12 protein-coding genes are annotated in these 16,172 nt (G+C 73.5%); 6 read left to right on the top strand and 6 right to left on the bottom strand.

Annotated elements, in window-relative coordinates; genetic code table 11:
• Positions 1–15 precede the first annotated feature (15 nt).
• The 3 genes from O2W16_RS03080 (at position 16) to O2W16_RS03070 (ending at position 5,666) form a co-directional block, all read left to right on the top strand.
• Positions 16–2,010: an ATP-binding protein gene (locus O2W16_RS03080; RefSeq protein WP_269157320.1), complete on the top strand. Its 1,995-nt coding sequence runs from the start codon at positions 16–18 to the stop codon at positions 2,008–2,010.
• A complete protein-coding gene (locus O2W16_RS03075; protein WP_269157319.1) occupies positions 2,007–3,167 on the top strand; it encodes an acyl-CoA dehydrogenase family protein in 1,161 nt (386 codons plus the stop codon). Before O2W16_RS03080 ends, O2W16_RS03075 begins: the two co-directional genes overlap by 4 nt.
• A 168-nt stretch (positions 3,168–3,335) precedes the next feature.
• Positions 3,336–5,666, top strand: a complete 2,331-nt coding sequence (locus O2W16_RS03070) for a LamG-like jellyroll fold domain-containing protein (protein ID WP_269157318.1) — start codon at positions 3,336–3,338, stop codon at positions 5,664–5,666.
• 92 nt (positions 5,667–5,758) lie between these two features.
• Here the strand turns inward: O2W16_RS03070 and codB are convergent, their stop codons facing one another.
• On the bottom strand, positions 5,759–7,054 hold the full coding sequence (gene codB, locus O2W16_RS03065; protein ID WP_269157317.1) for a cytosine permease: 1,296 nt from the start codon (positions 7,052–7,054) through the stop codon (positions 5,759–5,761).
• Positions 7,051–7,554, bottom strand: a complete 504-nt coding sequence (locus tag O2W16_RS03060) for a nucleoside deaminase (protein ID WP_269157316.1) — start codon at positions 7,552–7,554, stop codon at positions 7,051–7,053. Before O2W16_RS03060 ends, codB begins: the two co-directional genes overlap by 4 nt.
• 149 nt (positions 7,555–7,703) lie before the next feature.
• Here O2W16_RS03060 and O2W16_RS03055 point away from each other — a divergent pair, with 149 nt between their 5' ends.
• A complete protein-coding gene (locus O2W16_RS03055; RefSeq protein ID WP_269157478.1) occupies positions 7,704–9,233 on the top strand; it encodes a helix-turn-helix domain-containing protein in 1,530 nt (509 codons plus the stop codon).
• Here the strand turns inward: O2W16_RS03055 and O2W16_RS03050 are convergent.
• From O2W16_RS03050 to O2W16_RS03035, 4 genes are all read right to left on the bottom strand, one after another.
• The gene (locus tag O2W16_RS03050) at positions 9,230–10,243 is read right to left on the bottom strand and encodes an NADPH:quinone reductase (RefSeq protein ID WP_269157315.1); all 1,014 of its coding nucleotides are present in this window, start codon (positions 10,241–10,243) and stop codon (positions 9,230–9,232) included. The two genes, O2W16_RS03055 and O2W16_RS03050, sit on opposite strands and share 4 nt — an antisense overlap.
• Before the next feature lie 38 nt (positions 10,244–10,281).
• The gene (locus O2W16_RS03045) at positions 10,282–10,545 is read right to left on the bottom strand and encodes a WhiB family transcriptional regulator (protein WP_269157477.1); all 264 of its coding nucleotides are present in this window, start codon (positions 10,543–10,545) and stop codon (positions 10,282–10,284) included.
• Positions 10,546–10,936: 391 nt separating this feature from the next.
• Positions 10,937–12,616, bottom strand: coding sequence for a DUF885 domain-containing protein (locus O2W16_RS03040; protein ID WP_269157314.1), 1,680 nt, complete (start codon positions 12,614–12,616; stop codon positions 10,937–10,939).
• Positions 12,617–12,658: 42 nt separating this feature from the next.
• Positions 12,659–13,108, bottom strand: a complete 450-nt coding sequence (locus O2W16_RS03035; protein ID WP_269157313.1) for a cupin domain-containing protein — start codon at positions 13,106–13,108, stop codon at positions 12,659–12,661.
• Positions 13,109–13,241: 133 nt separating this feature from the next.
• On the opposite strand from O2W16_RS03035, the gene O2W16_RS03030 reads away from it, so the two are divergent.
• Positions 13,242–14,087, top strand: coding sequence for an SRPBCC family protein (locus tag O2W16_RS03030; RefSeq protein WP_269157312.1), 846 nt, complete (start codon positions 13,242–13,244; stop codon positions 14,085–14,087).
• Positions 14,088–14,242: 155 nt separating this feature from the next.
• Positions 14,243–16,168: a glycosyl hydrolase family 28-related protein gene (locus tag O2W16_RS03025; RefSeq protein ID WP_269157311.1), complete on the top strand. Its 1,926-nt coding sequence runs from the start codon at positions 14,243–14,245 to the stop codon at positions 16,166–16,168.
• The last annotated feature ends 4 nt before the right edge of the window (positions 16,169–16,172 follow it).

Raw genomic sequence — 16,172 nt, 5'->3', positions numbered from 1 at the left:
GGGGGGTGCTGAGGCGTGTTCGAGACCGTCCTGGTCGCCAACCGCGGGGAGATCGCCGTCCGGGTCATCCGGACGCTGCGGGCGATGGGCATCCGCTCGGTCGCGGTGCACAGCGAGGCCGACACCGGCGCGCTGCACACTCGGCTGGCCGACGTCGCCGTGCCGATCGGTCCCGCGCCGGCGGCGCTGAGCTACCTGTCGATCGACCGGGTGCTGGACGCCGCCCGCCGCACCGGCGCGCAGGCCGTCCACCCCGGCTACGGCTTCCTGTCCGAGAACGTCGAGTTCGCCCGCGCCTGCGCGGCCGCCGGGACCGTCTTCATCGGCCCGCCGGTCGACGCGATCGAGGCGATGGGCGACAAGATCCGGGCCAAGCAGACCGTCGCCGCGGCCGGCGTCCCGGTCGTGCCCGGCCGCACCGAGCCGGGCATGGACGACGCCGCGGTCGCCCGGGCCGCGGTCGAGGTGGGCTTCCCGGTGCTGCTCAAGCCCAGCGCCGGGGGCGGCGGCAAGGGCATGCGGGTGGTCCGCGATCCGGCCGAGCTGGCCGAGCAGATCGCCGGTGCCCGCCGCGAGGCCCGCAGCTCCTTCGGCGACGACACGCTGCTGGTCGAGCGGTACCTCGGCCACTCCCGGCACATCGAGGTGCAGGTCTTCGGCGACACGCACGGCACCGTGGTCCACCTGGGCGAGCGGGAGTGCAGCCTGCAGCGCCGGCACCAGAAGGTGGTCGAGGAGGCGCCGTCCCCGCTGCTGTCGGAGGCCCAGCGTGAGGCGATGGGAGCGGCGGCGGTCGAGGCGGCCCGGGCGGTCGGCTACACCGGCGCCGGCACGGTCGAGTTCATCGTCGACGCCGACTCCCCGCGGGACTTCTTCTTCCTGGAGATGAACACCCGGCTCCAGGTCGAGCACCCGGTCACCGAGTGCGTGACCGGGCTGGACCTGGTGGAGCTCCAGTTGCGGGTGGCGGCCGGCGAGCGGCTGCCGATCGGGCAGGACGACGTCCGGCTGACCGGCCACGCGATCGAGGCGCGGGTCTACGCCGAGGACCCGGCGCGGGGGTTCCTGCCGCAGGCCGGGGAGGTCGTCGGGCTGGTCGAGCCGACCGGCGCGGGCATCCGGGTGGACAGCTCGCTGCGGGTCGGCGGCGTCATCGGCACCGACTACGACCCGATGCTGGCCAAGGTGATCGCCTGGGGCCCGGACCGGGAGACCGCCCGCGCCCGGCTGGTCACCGCGCTCGGTGACACCGCCGTCCTGGGCGTGGCCACCAACACCGGCTTCCTGCGCGACCTGCTGACCGACCCCGACGTCGTCGCCGGCCGGCTGGACACCGGCCTGATCGAACGGCGCGGCGAGGCGCTGACCGGTGCCCGCCCGACCCCGCCGCACGTCCACGCGGCGGCGGCGCTTGCGCTGCTGGCCGAGGGCGAGCCGTGCGGAGCGGTCGTCGACCCGTGGGCGGACACCTCCGGGTGGCGGCTCGGCGAGCCGGCCTGGACGGTCCGCCGGCTGCAGGCGCCCGGTGCGGACCCGGTGACGGTCCGGGTGCGCGGCCGCACCACGGCCGCACAGGTGCGGGTGGGGGACGGCGAGCCGATGGCCGCCCGGGTCGCCCGGGACGGCGACCAGCTCAGCGTGACCCTGGACGACGTCACCACCCGCTACACGGTGGTGCACGCCGGCGGCACCGTCTGGCTCGCCGGGGACGGGCAGGCGGTCGGGCTGCGCGAGCACGAGCGGCTGGCGACGGCCGGGGCGACGGCCGGGTCCGACGGTGCGGTGTCCGCACCGATGCCCGGCACGGTCACGGTCGTGCAGGTGTCCCTCGGGGACCAGGTCGAGGCGGGCGCCCCGCTGCTGGTCGTCGAGGCGATGAAGATGGAGCACGTGCTGACCGCCCCCCTCGCGGGGACGGTCACCGAGCTCCCGGTGACGGCCGGCCAGTCGGTCCGGCTCGACGAGCGGGTGGCCGTGGTGACCCCACCGGCGCCCGGCGAGGGGGAGTGACCGTGCTGGACTACCGGCTCGACGAGGAGACCGAGGCGCTGCGGAAGGTGGTCCGCGAGTTCGCCGTGGAGGTCATCGCACCGCAGATCGGCGGGTTCTACGAACGCGACGAGTTCCCCACCGACATCGTGCGGCAGATGGGCGAGCTGGGGCTGTTCGGCCTGCCGTTCCCCGAGGAGTACGGCGGATCCGGCGGCGACTACTTCACCCTGTGCGTGGCGCTGGAGGAGCTGGCCCGCGTCGACAGCTCGGTGGCGATCACCCTGGAGGCCGGGGTGTCGCTGGGGGCGATGCCGATCTTCCGGTTCGGCACCGAGGAGCAGAAGCAGCAGTGGCTGCCCCGGCTGTGCGCCGGTGAGGCCCTGGGCGCCTTCGGGCTCACCGAGCCCGGTGGCGGCTCGGACGCCGGGGCCACGAAGACCACCGCCCGGCTCGAGGACGGCGAGTGGGTGATCAACGGCTCGAAGGCGTTCATCACCAACTCCGGCACCGACATCACCGACCTGGTCACCGTCACCGCGGTCACCGGCACGAAGGCCGACGGCAGCAAGGAGATATCCGCGATCATCGTGCCCTCGGGCACCCCCGGTTTCATCGTCGGGCAGCGGTACGCGAAGGTCGGCTGGAACGCCTCGGACACCCGGGAGCTCTCCTTCAGCGACTGCCGGGTGCCGGCGGAGAACCTGGTGGGGGAGCAGGGGCGGGGGTACGCCCAGTTCCTGTCGATCCTGGACGAGGGCCGGATCGCGATCTCCGCGCTGGCCGTGGGGCTGGCCCAGGGCTGCGTCGACGAGTCGGTCAAGTACGCCGGGGAGCGGGAGGCGTTCGGGCAGCCGATCGGCCGCAACCAGGCGGTGCAGTTCATGATCGCCGACATGGAGGTGCGGGCCTCGACCGCGCGGCTGGCCTACTACCGGGCGGCGGAGAAGATGCTGCGCGGGGAGCCGTTCAAGCGGGAGGCCTCGATCGCCAAGCTGTACAGCTCGGAGATGGCGATGGAGAACGCCCGCTACGCCACCCAGGTGCACGGCGGGTACGGGTTCATGACCGAGTTCCCGGTCGGCCGGTTCTACCGGGACGCCAAGATCCTGGAGATCGGCGAGGGGACGTCCGAGGTGCAGCGGATGCTCATCGCCCGCTCCCTCGGCCTCGGCTGAGGGCGCCGCGGTTCCGGTACGTCCGGGGTCGGAAAGTTGATCTAGATGCTTCACGTCCGGCTGGTGCGGCGTACACAGCGCGGACACCAGTCGGCCACAGCTGCTCGACAGCGTGCCTGGGGCGGTGGGACCACCCACCGCCCCAGGCACCGTCGAAGGGCACCTCCCATGCACCTGCTCAGATCACGGCCCGCACCCCGCGGCGCCACCCCCACCCGGACGGCGTGCCTGCGGGCTGTCGCCGGCGTCGGGGTGGCGGCCACGGTCGCCGGTCTCGCCACCGCCGGTGGCCTGGTCACCGCCGGCCCGGCGGCAGCCGCACCCGCCGAGGCTGCACCCGGGATGGCTGCGGCCACCGAGCCGGCCTCCCGGTTCACCCTCGCCGTCCTGCCGGACACGCAGTTCTACTCCCGCTACGCCGAGTCGGAGTTCGAGCGGCCCGACCGGTACGGCGACGGCAACAACCCCTTCGCCGCGCAGACCGAGTGGCTGGCCGAGCACGCCGACGAGCTGCGCATCCCGTTCGTCACCCACCTCGGCGACGTCGTGGACCAGGTCAACACCGAGGGCGAGTGGCGCACCGCCGACGCCGCCATGCAGACCCTGGAGGACGCCGAGCTGCCCTACTCGGTCCTCGCCGGCAACCACGACGTCCGGAACTCGGCGAGCAACTGGTTCGACGACCAGTACGACCTGGCCGCCGAGCCCTTCCTGCGCTGGTTCGGCCCGGACCGCGCCGCCGAGCAGTCGACCTACGGCGGCAGCGACCCGACGGGGATGAACCAGTACCACGTGTTCGAGGCCGAGGGTCAGCAGTTCATGGTGCTGGCGCTGTCCTGGCGGGCCTCGGACGCCACGCTCCGCTGGGCCGACGAGGTGATGGCCCAGCACCCGACCCTGCCGGTCATCCTGACCTCGCACGACATCATCGGCATCCAGGACGACGGCGTCTCCCCGCAGGAGACCGGCTACGGCCTGCGGCTGTGGGACCAGCTCATCAAGGGCAACGACCAGATCTTCCTGACCCTCAACGGCCACTTCCACGGTGCGACGCAGCTGGTCAAGACCAACGACGCCGGGCACGCGGTGACCCAGGTCCTGATGGACTACCAGATGGCCTACGAGGGCGGGAACGGCTACCTCGGGCTGTTCGAGTTCGACCTCACCAACGACACGATCTCGGTGCAGACCGGCTCGCCGTGGGTGGTCGCCAAGCCGCAGGAGAAGCTCACCTCCTACGACCAGGCGTTCCTGGAGGGCCCGAACCAGCAGTTCGCCCTGGACATCGACTTCGAGCAGCGGTTCGGTGGGTTCAACCCGGAGTTCACCGCGGGCTCCGCGGACGAACCCTCGCTGACCCAGGCGGCGCGCGACATCCTGCTCGACGGCTTCGTCGCCCCGGACCCGATCACCACCTCGCTGCCCGGCTCGACGAGTGACTACCCGGTCGTCGAGGGCACCCTGGCGCACTGGCGGATGAACGGGCGCAACGGCGTGGTCGCCCAGGGCGGGGTCATCCGCGACGTCGCCGGCAACAACCGGAACAACCTGATGCGCGTGCCGATCGCGCAGTCCGGGTCGCCCACGGCCCAGCTCGGCGACGTCCGGTTCACCGACGACGCGAACCCGTTCTCCTCCGACGGTGCCGCCGTCTGCTTCGCCAACTCGAGCAAGCAGACCGACCGGTACAGCTACCTGACGACCCGGTCCGACGCCCCGGTCAACACCGCTGCCCTCGCCGACGGGTACACGATCGAGACGTTCCTGAAGATCGACGAGAGCTGGACCCAGAGCGACAACGCCTGGATGAAGGCGATCGTGCGGTCGGGCAACCGCTCGGAGATCGGCGTGCCGCGCACCCGCTGGGACTGGACGGCGTCCCCGGTCGCCCTCGGCCTGTCGAACCTGAAGGAGTTCCAGTGGACCGAGGTGCCGATCGACACCGCCAAGGGTGACCGCACCGCGTGGTCGGGCGAGATCATGGTCGACACGTGGGTCCACGTCGCGGTCGTCAACGACCCCGCGACGGCCACCACGACCATGTACGTCGACGGTGCGCCGGTGCTGCGCAACGCCTCGAACACCGTGGGCCACGGCCTGGACGGCGCGATGCCGTGGCTGTTCGGTGCCGACTGGGTCGACGACCAGGCCACCAACGGCTGGAACGGCTGCATCGGGGAGACCCGGGTCGTCGACCACCCGATCGGCCAGGACCAGTGGCTGACCGCGCGGGTGGACCTCGACGGGCTGACCGTCACCACCCCGGCGCCGGACGCGACCCTGCCGCGGACGCTCACGGCCAGTGGCACCGGCACGCCCGGGGCGACCGTCACGGTGGAGGCGAACATCGACCGCAGGGTCACCGTCGGCGCGGACGGCGTCTGGCGGGCGAACCTCGGGACCCTGCGCCCCGGCACGCAGGAGCTGGTCGCCCGGCAGTCCATGGGCGACCGATCGGCCGATCCGGTGACCGTCTCCTTCACCGTCGCCGGCCGGTGACCCCCCGGCGGCCGGCTCGCCCCCGGGCCGGCCGCTGAACACAGCGGGGGGTGCGGACCACGGTCCGCACCCCCCGCTGTCGCGCTCCCGGCTCAGCCGACCGGGACCGGGCGCCGGCCGCGCTGCACGGCCAGCACCCCCAGCACTGCCACGACGACACCGATCACCGGCGGGATGCCCCAGCCGGCCTCGTTGCTCGCCCAGGCGGCGAGCGAGGCCACCACGTAGACGGCCAGGTTGCGCCACTCGACGCTGGGCAGCAGCGCCGTCGCCCCGGTCATCCCACCCCGCCACCGGGCCAGGAAGTCACCGATCACCACGCCGCCGAGCGGGGGGACGAGGATGCCCAGCCAGACCAGGTAGTCGATGAGGTTGTCGTAGATGCCGGTGACGGCCAGCAGCGTGCCCAGCACGACGCCGCCCACCACGAAGGGCTTCTTCGACCGGGAGTCGGCGATCTCGGCGCCGGCGACGCCGAAGTTGTAGGCGGTGTTGTCGTTGGTCGTCCAGAGGTTCGCCACCAGGAAGACCAGCCCCCAGCCGACCAGGCCGAGCTGGTAGAGCACCAGCACGAAGTCACCCTCGCCGAACGCCACGGCGCCGATCGCCCCGAAGCCGAGCATCAGCAGCTGGCCGACGAGGAAGGCGATCAGGCAGGCCCAGAACCCCGCCGACGGGGTGCGCGCGAAGCGGGTCCAGTTCGGCGCCTGGGTGCCCCCGGAGGCGAAGGTGCCGACGACGATCGTCACCGCGACGGCGACGGTCATCGTCTCGGTCGGCACGATCGCGGTCAGCCCGCTCCAGCCGCCCACCTCCTCCAGCGACCGCCAGGTCACCCACCCGGCCAGCACGAGCAGCAGCGGCACCGAGACCAGCGACAGGGCGTACATGCCCTTGTAGCCGAAGTAGGCCGTCGCACCCATCACCGCGCCGCCCACCAGCATCAACGCCACCTCCGGCCCGCGTCCCTCCCAGCCCAGTGCGCTGGCGGTGAGCTGGGCGAGGGTGGCGACGGTGACGCCGTACCAGCCGACCTGGGTGCCGCCGAGCAGCAGCGAGGCGAGCTTCGCCCCCCGCGTGCCGAGCGTGTAGCGGCACATCATCACCGTGGTCAGCCCGGTGCGGGCGCCGATCCCGCCGATGACGGCGACGTAGCCGCCCAGGACGGCGCTGCCCAGCAGCAGCACCCAGATCAGGCTGGTGGCCGGGAAGGCCGCCCCGATCTGCGCGCCGGCCAGCATCGTCGGGGTGAAGAAGGTGAACCCGAGCAGCACGACGGACAGCGAGAACAGCGACCGGCGGGCGGACGCCGGCACCGGGTCGATCGGGTAGTCCGGGTCGACGGCGCCGGCCGGGGACTCCTCGCGGCGGCTGGTGCTGGCGCTCATCGGGTTGCCTCCGCCCCGGCGTGGGGTGCGGCGGTCTCCTCGCCGATGTCCTCGTTCCACAGCGCGGGCTGGGCGGCGATGAAGTCGGTCATCAGGTCGACGCACCCCGGGTCGTCGAGGACGACGACCTCCACGCCGTGCTCGGCGAGCCAGTCGTGCCCACCGGAGAAGGTGCGGGCCTCGCCGACCACGAGCCGGGTGATGCCGAACTGGCGCACCAGCCCGCTGCAGTACCAGCAGGGGGACAGCGTGGTCACCATCGTGGTGCCGCGGTAGGAGGGCCGGCGGCCGGCCGCCCGGAACGCCGCCGTCTCGGCGTGGACGGAGGGGTCGCCGTCCTGCACCCGTCGGTTGTGGCCGCGGCCCCACACCTCGCCGTCCGGGCCGATCAGTGCTGCGCCGATCGGCACCCCGCCGGTGGCCAGCCCGGCTCGGGCCTCCTCCAGTGCCACCGCCAGCCAGGCGCGGTCCTGGTCCTGCTCGTGCTGCCTGGTGGTCATCTGCGTGGTCCTCCTCGTGGTGCCGGCACCGCGTGGTGGCGGGCTCGGCATGAGGGTCGCCGAGCCCGTACCGCTGGGCAATGAGCAGAACGTCATGGATCATCGCGGGGGTCCTTGACGATCTGTCCGGCCGGAGGCCGCCCGTGGCGATGACGCTGGCCGAGTTCCTGCTGCTGCCGTCGGTGCGGCAGGCCCGGCCGGAGGTCGCCGTCCCGCCCGCCCAGCTGGGGGCGACCGTCCGCTGGGTGCACTCCAGCGAGATCTACGAGATCGGCCCGCTGCTCTCGGCCGGGGACCTGCTGCTCACCACCGGCCTGGGCCTGGCCGGGGCGGACGCCGGTGCCCGGCGGCACTGGGTCCGCGAACTGGCCGCGCGCGGGGTGGCGGCGGTGGCGATGGAGCTGGGCCGGTCGCTGCCCGACCTGCCGGGCGAGATCCTGGACGAGGCTGCCCGGCAGGGCCTGCCGCTGTATCTCCTGCGCCAGGTCGTCCCCTTCATCCGCATCTCCGAGGAGGCCAACGGCGCGATCCTGCATGCCGACGCCCCCCGGCTGCGGATGGCCGACCAGGTGGTGCACCAGGTGCACGCCGAGCTGGCCGCCGGCGGCGGGACGCCGGCGGTGGTCGGCTGCGCGGCCGCCGTGACCGGGGGCCCGGCCGCCCTCGTCACCCGGTCGGGCCAGGTGGTCGCCGCAGCGGGTGTGCGGGACCAGCGGGCCACCGAACGGCTGCTCCGCCGGCCCGCGGCAAGCTCGCCGGTGCGCATCTGGGACGTCGACTGGGGGTCGGTGCTCCTGGGGCCGGGGCCCGGCACCGACCTGCCCGGGCTGCGGGTGCTGGCCGCCCGGCTGGCGAGCGTGGCGGCGGTGGCCGTCGGGCAGTCGGGCACCGGGTCGCCGGGGGACCTGGCGGCGCCGCTGCTGGCCGACCTGCTCGCCGACGCCGTCCCCGGGGTGCGTGAGCTGCTGGTCCGCGCGGGGCTGGCGCGCTTCCACCCCTCGCCGGACGCGCGGGTGCTCGGCATCGCCGCGTCCGCGCCCGATCCCCGGCAGGTGCTGGCCACCTGGACTCGCGTGGCGGTGACCCACGACCTGGAACTGCTCGCCGACCGGGTCCGGGGTGAGGCCGTGGGGCTGGTCGCGGTCCCGCCCGCCCCGGACCGGCCCGACCCGGCCGGGTGGCTGGCGGGCGCCCTGCCGTCGGCCGGTGCGGTCACCACCGTCGGGCCGGAGGTGCCGGTCGCCGACGCCGGCCGGTCGCTGCGGGAAGCGCACGACGCGCTGCCGGTGGCCACGCTGCTCGGCCGGGGCACCGCGGTGACCCGCGACCTGGCCCTGTTCCGGCTGCTGGGGCGGCTGGACGACCGGGCGCTGACCCTGCTGGTGGACGACGCGCTGGCGCCGTTGCTCAGCTGGGACGCCGCGCACGGCAGTGACCTGGTGGAGACCTTGGCCGTCCACCTGCGGCACGGCGGCAGCAAGACCCGGACCGCCGAAGAGCTGCACGTGCAGCGGCAGTCGCTCTACCAGCGGCTGGCCCGGATCGAGGTGCTCCTGGGGCGCCCCGTCGACGACCCGACGTCCCACGAGCACCTCGTCCTCGCCACCAGCGCCCGTGCGCTGCTGGACGCACGGATCGCCCAGCAGCACCCGCGACGTCGCCGGCCGGGGTCTGGCTAGGCGGTGACGTCGATGAGCACCTTGCCGACGGCGCCGTCCTGCACCGCCTGGTGGGCGGCCGCCGTCTCGGCCAGCGGGTGGATGTGCAGCGGCAGCCCGGCGTCCTCACCGACCCGGACCGCGCCGTCGAGCACCGCGGCGTTGACGTCCCCGACGGCGATGTCCTTGGCGCGGGTGGGCTCGGTGTAGACGAGCACGAACTGCCAGCGGGCGTTGGGCACCATCTGCGAGCGGACCGGGACGGTCACCTCGGCGCCACCGTCGTCGGCGTACATGGCGACCGCGCCGTGCGTCGCGACCACCTGGGCGTCGATGGCCGCGTTCTGGGCGGCGGAGACCTCGACGATCGAGTCGACGCCGTCCGGCGCGATCTTGCGCACCTCGGCGACGACGTCCTGGGACGTGTAGTCGATGACGTGGTCGGCGCCGGCCTTCGCGGCCAGCTGGGCCTTCATCGGGGAGCTCACCGTGGCGATGACGGTGGCCTCGGCCCAGCGGGCCAGCTGGATCGCCGCGTTGCCGACTGCGCCGGCACCGCCCTGCACCAGCACGGTGCGGCCGTTCAGCGACCCGGGGGAGAGCCGGTCGGGCAGTGACTCGGCGACGGTGAGACAGCGGTGTGCGGTCAGGAAGGGGATGCCGAGGGCGGCGCCCAGTTCGAAGGAGGGGTCGGCGCCCAGGAGCACGGTCTGCCGGGCCGGGACGACGGTGTACTCGGCCGCCGTGCCGTGCGGCCGCTGCCACGCGGCCTCCCAGATCCACACCCGTTCGCCGACGAGCACGGGGTCGACGCCCTCGCCGACTGCGTCGATCGTGCCGGCGCCGTCCTGGTTGGGCACCTGGCCGTCGGGACCGGGCTGGGCGGTGCTGCGGGTCTTCCAGTCGGTGGGGTTCACGCCGGAGAAGGCCAGGCGCACCCGCACCTCACCGGGGCCGGGGTCGGGGGTGGGGCGGTCGACGAGCTGAAGGACGTCGGGGCCGCCGGGCTGGGTGTAGGTGATGGCTCGCACGAGCCGCTCCTACCCGTGGGACGGGCTCCGATACGCCGTCAGCTGGCGCGGCGGCGCAGCCGGCGACGCTCGCGCTCGGAGAGCCCGCCCCAGATGCCGAAGCGCTCGTCCATGGTCAGGGCGTACTCCAGGCACTCGGCGCGGACGTCGCAGCCGGTGCAGATCTTCTTGGCCTCGCGGGTGGAGCCGCCCTTCTCCGGGAAGAACGCCTCCGGGTCGGTCTCGGCGCACAGGGCGCGCTCCTGCCAGCTCTGGTCCTCGGTGTCCATGCCCGGGAAGCCGGCGTCGTAGACGTCGGCCATGCCCAGCACGTCCTGGCCGTAGGTGACCGGCGCCGCCTCGGCAGCAGCAGTCCGGTAGTCGCTCATCCACGTCACGTCAGCCATCACGATGCGTCCCCCTGCGTCTCGTTCCGGCGTCCGCGGTTGCGGTTGCCGTTTCGTCACCGTCGGTGACGTCGAGGGGAATTACACGGGGGTGGTTCCCCAGGCGTCAAATGTCCGGCAGATGACGCCGGACCCCGCCAGTCACAGCCGCCCCACTGGCCTCGGGAGGATGTGGAGATCGGCGCGACACGCCGTGTCCGGGGTCAGGTTCTGCCCACCGGGGGGATCCGGTTCGTCCAGATCCAGATCGGTCGGGATCGCTCGATCTGGACGAACCTGGCCCCGTTCGTCCACTCTCCCGGCGAGGTCAGAGCCGGGCGAGCTCGGCCGCGAGCGGGCCCAGCCCCAGTGGACCGAGGTCCAGGACGGCGCGGTGCCAGGCCTTGAGGTCGAAGTCCGCACTGGCGCGCTGCTCGGCCTGCGCGCGACAGGTCAGGAACACCCGCTCGCCGACCTTGTAGGACGGCGCCTGGCCGGGCCAGCCCAGGTAGCGGTGCAGCTCGTCGACCCGCATCGCGTCGTCCATGTCGACGTGCTCGCGGAGGAACGCCAGTGCCACGTCGTAGGTCCAGCGGTCACCGGCGGCCCGGCCCGGCGGGATGGGCAGGTCCAGGTGCACGCCGATGTCCAGGACGACGCGGGCGGCCCGCAGCTCCTGGGCGTCGAGCATGCCGAGCCGGTCACCCGGGTCGTCCAGGAAGCCCAGCTCGCCCATCAGCCGCTCGGAGTACAGCGCCCAGCCCTCGCCGTGTCCGGAGCACCAGCAGAGCAGCCGCTGCCAGCGGTTGAGCAGGGCGGCGTTGTGGACGGTCTGCCCGATCTGCAGGTGGTGGCCGGGCACGCCCTCGTGGAAGACGGTGGTGGTCTCCCGCCAGGTGGTCGTGTCGGTGACGCCGTCGGGCAGCGACCACCACATCCGGCCCGGCCGGCTGAAGTCCTCGGTCGGGCCGGTGTAGTAGACGCCCTCCCCGGAGGTGGGGGTGAGCCGGCCCTCGATCCGCTTCACCGGGCCGGGGACGTCGAAGTGCACGCCGTCCAGCGCGGCGATCGCCCGGTCGGCCGTGTCCTGCAGCCAGGCCTGCAGCGCGTCCCGCCCGCGCACCTGCCGGGCCGGGTCGGCGTCCAGGGCGGCGATCGCGCCTGCGATGCCCTGCCCGGGGGCGATCTGCTCGGCGACCGCCTGCTTCTCGGCGACGATCCGGGCCAGCTCCGCCCACCCCCAGGCGTAGGTCTCCTCCAGGTCCAGGTCCACGCCGGTGAACAGCCGGGACTCCAGCGCGTACCGCTCGCGGCCGACGCCGTCGGCCTCCGGTGCGCGGGGGAGGAGCTCGCGTTCGACGGTGTCGGCGAAGTCGAGGAGCGACGCGTCCACCCCGGCCACGGCCCGGTCGAGGTCGGCCCGCAGCGCGTCGCCGACCTGGGCCCGGCCGGTGAGCTCCGCGTAGAAGCTGGGCTGCCCGGCGGCCCCGGCCCAGCGGCGGGCGATGCCGGCGGCCAGCCGGACCTGGCGGGCCGCGGAGACCCGGCCGCGGTCGGCGGCGTCGGTCAGCCCGGCCACGTAGCCGGCCAGCGCCCCGGGGAGGGCGGTCAGCCGGCGGGCGACGGTGGCCCAGTCGTCCTCGGTCTCGGTCGGCATCAGGTCGAACGGCGTGCGGAAGTCCTGCAGCGGGCTCTCCATGCTGTTGAGCGCAGCCTGCGTCCAGCCGGCGTCGCGCAGCGCCAACTCGGCGCCGAGCCGCTCGAGCATCGCGCTGCGGGCGACGTCGTCCCGCCGGTCGACCGGCTCGATCGCCTGCACCTCGGCGATCGTGCGGCGCAGCAGCTCGGCGCTGCCCGCCTGCCCGCCGGGGGTGAGGTCCGGCCAGCGGTCGTCGTGCCCGGGCACGCCGATGTAGGTCGCGACGGTGGGCTGGTCGGCGGCGTAGGCGTCGACGAAGCGGTCGGCCAGCTGGTCGAGGGGGGACGGCGGTCGCACGGGCTCGCTCACGCCGGGGACGCTAGCCGCGCCCCCGCGCGCGTGCAGCCGAGATCAGTCGTCGGCGCCGCCGCCCTGCGGCAGCAGCGAGGGCAGGTTCACCACGATCGCCTCCTGGCTGCTGCGGGCGATCAGCACCACGGCCTCCTCGTCGTTGAGGTTCTCCTCGCGGTGCGGCGTGTACGGGGGCACGAAGACGTAGTCGCCCGGCCCGGTCTGCAGTCGCACCTCCTCACCGTGCGCGGCGAAGACGAACACCGGGTGGCCGCGCAGCACGTGGATCGCGGTCTCCGAGTCGCCGTGGTGGTGGTCGCCGGACCCGGTGTGCGGAGGCACGTGGGTCTCGCCCATCCAGAGCCGCTGCGCTCCGACCGACACGGCCGAGATCGCCTCCCGCCGCGCCATGCCGGAGGTCTGGGCGGTCTCCTCGGACAGCTCCCCGGCGCGGATGTGCCGCAGCGGCTGGTGCCACTCATCGGGGAAGTCCTGCTGCGATCGGGTCACGGTGCTCCTCCAGCGGATCGGGACGTCGCCCCCATCCTCGCCGACGCGGCGTCCCGGTGGGCGGGGCGTGCATCCCCGGCGCGACCGGGTAGGGGGTGAGCCAGAGCACGTCCCGCTACGAGGAGGAACGACGATGAGCACGAAGGTCGAAGAGTCGATCCAGGTCGACGTCCCGGTGCGCACGGCGTACGACCAGTGGACGCAGTTCGAGGACTTCCCGCACTTCATGGGCGGGGTCAAGGAGGTCCAGCAGCACGGGGACCAGCGGCTGCACTGGGTGGCCGAGATCGCCGGGGTGCGGCGCGAGTGGGATGCCGCCGTCCTGGAGCAGGTGCCCGACCAGAAGATCGCCTGGGCCGCCACGGGGGGCGCGACCAACGCCGGCGCCGTCCGGTTCTCCCCGGCCGGTCCGGCGTCGACGATCGTCCACCTGACCCTGGAGTACGAGCCCGAGGGCCTGGTGGAGCAGGCCGGGGACAAGCTCGGCGTCGTGAGCCGGCAGGTGAAGTCCGACCTGCAGAAGTTCAAGTCCCTGATCGAGGACGAGGGCTACGCGAGTGGTGCGTGGCGCGGGGCGATCCGGCCCGGCATGGGGGCCGGCACGCCCGGCGTCGAGGACGCGGCGTCCTCGCGGGGGGACAGTGGCAAGGCCGGGGTCTCGGCGAAGACCGTCGCCGCCGGCGCGGCTGCCGTCGCCGCCGCCGGGGCGGCCATGGCCGCATCGAAGAGCGGTTCGAAGAGCGGCTCGGAGACCGAGCAGCCGCGTGAGGTGCCGGCCTCTCCGCCGGTGACCGCCACGCAGCCGGCGGCCGTCCCGCCGCCGGTGACCGCCACACCGCCGGTCGAGGAGGCGCAGGCCGAGGTGCTGGTCGAGCAGCCCGAGGGCGGGGCCCGGATCACCCCGACCGAGGAGGACGGCACGACGACCGGGCGTGACGACGGCGAGGAGCCGATGATCGCCGGCGGCCACCCCCGCTGAGCAGCGCCGTGGGAGGAGGGGCCGTCGCGGCCCCTCCTCGCACGGCTGCGTCGTGGCGCGGACCGGCGCGCCGACGACCTCTTGACAGCGCTGTGGGGCTCCTCGAACCTTCGAGTCGGTGACACGTGTCACCCACTCAACGACGAGGACCCCGCATGGCATCTCGCAGCGTCCCTGCCCGCCCGCCGTCCCCACCCCGCCGGCGATCGCCCGCCGCCGGACGGAACCGCCTCGGCCGCCTGCTGGCCCTGGCCCTGCCGCTGGGGCTGGCGTTCACAGCCGTCCCGGCGACCGCGAGCGCCGCGCCGCCCGGCGACCGGCCGGACGGGGGCGCGGTCGACCTCGGCCCGAACGTCACCGTCTTCGACCCGTCCATGCCGGTGGACCAGATCCAGGCCACCCTCGACGCCACCTACGCCCAGCAGGTGGACAACGAGATGGGCACCGAGCGGTACGCCTACCTCTTCGAGCCGGGCACCTACGGCACCGACAGTGATCCGCTGCAGATCAAGGTCGGCTACTACACGGAGATCTCCGGGCTCGGGGCCTCGCCGTCCGACGTGGTGATCAACGGCAAGGTCGAGACCTACAACCGCTGCCTCGCCCCGGACAACTGCATCGCACTGAACAACTTCTGGCGCACCGTGTCCAACCTGACCATCCAGGTGAACGGCATCGGGCAGGACGACTGCCGGGCGCCGACGAACTTCTGGGCCGTCTCCCAGGCGGTGTCCATGCGCCGGGTCCAGGTGCAGGGGGGCGACCTCTCGCTGATGGACTACTGCACCGCCGGCCCGCAGTACGCCAGCGGCGGGTTCATCGCCGACTCGACCGCCGACACCGTCATCAACGGCTCGCAGCAGCAGTGGTACACCCGCAACAGCGTGATCGGTGAGTGGACCAACGGCGTGTGGAACCAGGTCTTCTCCGGCGTCGAGGGCGCCCCGACCGACGCCACGTTCCCCGACCCGCCGTACACGACGCTGGAGACCACTCCGGTGAGCCGGGAGAAGCCGTTCCTGTTCGTGGACGAGCGCGGCCGCTACGCCGTCCGGGTGCCGGACGCCCAGCGCGACACCCGCGGGGTGAGCTGGGACGACGGGATGACCGCCGGGCGCACGATCCCGTTGTCCGAGTTCCTCGTCGTCACCCCGGACACCGGGTTCGGGCGGATCAACGCGCAGCTCGCCCGGGGTGGGCACCTGCTGTTCACCCCGGGGGTCTACGGCGTCGCGCACAGCCTGAAGGTCAAGCGGGCGGACACCGTCGTGCTGGGCATCGGGCACGCGACGCTCACAGCCGACCGCGGTGTCACGCCGCTGGAGATCGAGGACGTGCCGGGCGTGGTCGTCGCCGGGATGACCATCGACGCCGGAAGCCAGCTGTCCCCGGTCCTGCTGCAGGTGGGCGACGGCAAGGGCCGGTCGCGGTCCGACGCGGCGAACCCGACGACGCTGTCCGACGTCTACTTCCGGGTCGGCGGCCCGCACGTCGGGAAGACCGACGTCGCCCTGCAGGTGAACAGCGACGACGTGCTGATCGACCACACCTGGGTCTGGCGCGCCGACCACGGGGTGGAGCCGTTCACCGCCGGCGTCAACGGGGACACCGACCGGTGGCGGACCAACACCGGGCGCAACGGCGTGGTGGTCAACGGTGACGACGTCACCGCGACCGGCCTGTTCGTCGAGCACTTCCAGCAGCACAACACCATCTGGAACGGCGAGCGCGGCCGCGTCGTGCTCTACCAGAACGAGATCCCGTACGACCCGCCGTCGCAGGCCGACTGGCAGGAGCCGGACGGCACGCTCGGCTGGGCGGGCTACAAGGTCGGTGACCAGGTCCGGGAGCACCGGCTCGACGGCGGTGGGGTCTACGGCTACCAGCGCAACGCCGAGCCGGGCATCACCACCGAGACGGGGTTCGAGGTGCCGGTCACCCCGGGCGTGCAGCTGCACCACGTCATGACCGTCCACCTCGACGGCATCGGTGTGATCGAGAACGTGGTCAACGACGTGGGCGGCCGGTCGGACGCCAGCACCCAGGGGACGCCGCAGTACGTCGTGGACTACCCGGGCTGACCCG

The organism is Modestobacter sp. VKM Ac-2984 (assembly GCF_026967985.1).
GTDB lineage: Bacteria > Actinomycetota > Actinomycetes > Mycobacteriales > Geodermatophilaceae > Modestobacter.
This window is presented reverse-complemented; position numbering and strand designations above follow the sequence as displayed.

Coding starts and splice junctions, on each gene's coding strand:
- O2W16_RS03070 (WP_269157318.1), top strand. CDS start 3,336: ATGCACCTGCTCAGATCACGGCCCGCACCCCGCGGCGCCACCCCCACC.
- codB (WP_269157317.1), bottom strand. CDS start 7,054: ATGAGCGCCAGCACCAGCCGCCGCGAGGAGTCCCCGGCCGGCGCCGTC.
- O2W16_RS03060 (WP_269157316.1), bottom strand. CDS start 7,554: ATGACCACCAGGCAGCACGAGCAGGACCAGGACCGCGCCTGGCTGGCG.
- O2W16_RS03055 (WP_269157478.1), top strand. CDS start 7,704: ATGACGCTGGCCGAGTTCCTGCTGCTGCCGTCGGTGCGGCAGGCCCGG.
- O2W16_RS03045 (WP_269157477.1), bottom strand. CDS start 10,545: ATGGCCGACGTCTACGACGCCGGCTTCCCGGGCATGGACACCGAGGAC.
- O2W16_RS03030 (WP_269157312.1), top strand. CDS start 13,242: ATGAGCACGAAGGTCGAAGAGTCGATCCAGGTCGACGTCCCGGTGCGC.
- O2W16_RS03025 (WP_269157311.1), top strand. CDS start 14,243: ATGGCATCTCGCAGCGTCCCTGCCCGCCCGCCGTCCCCACCCCGCCGG.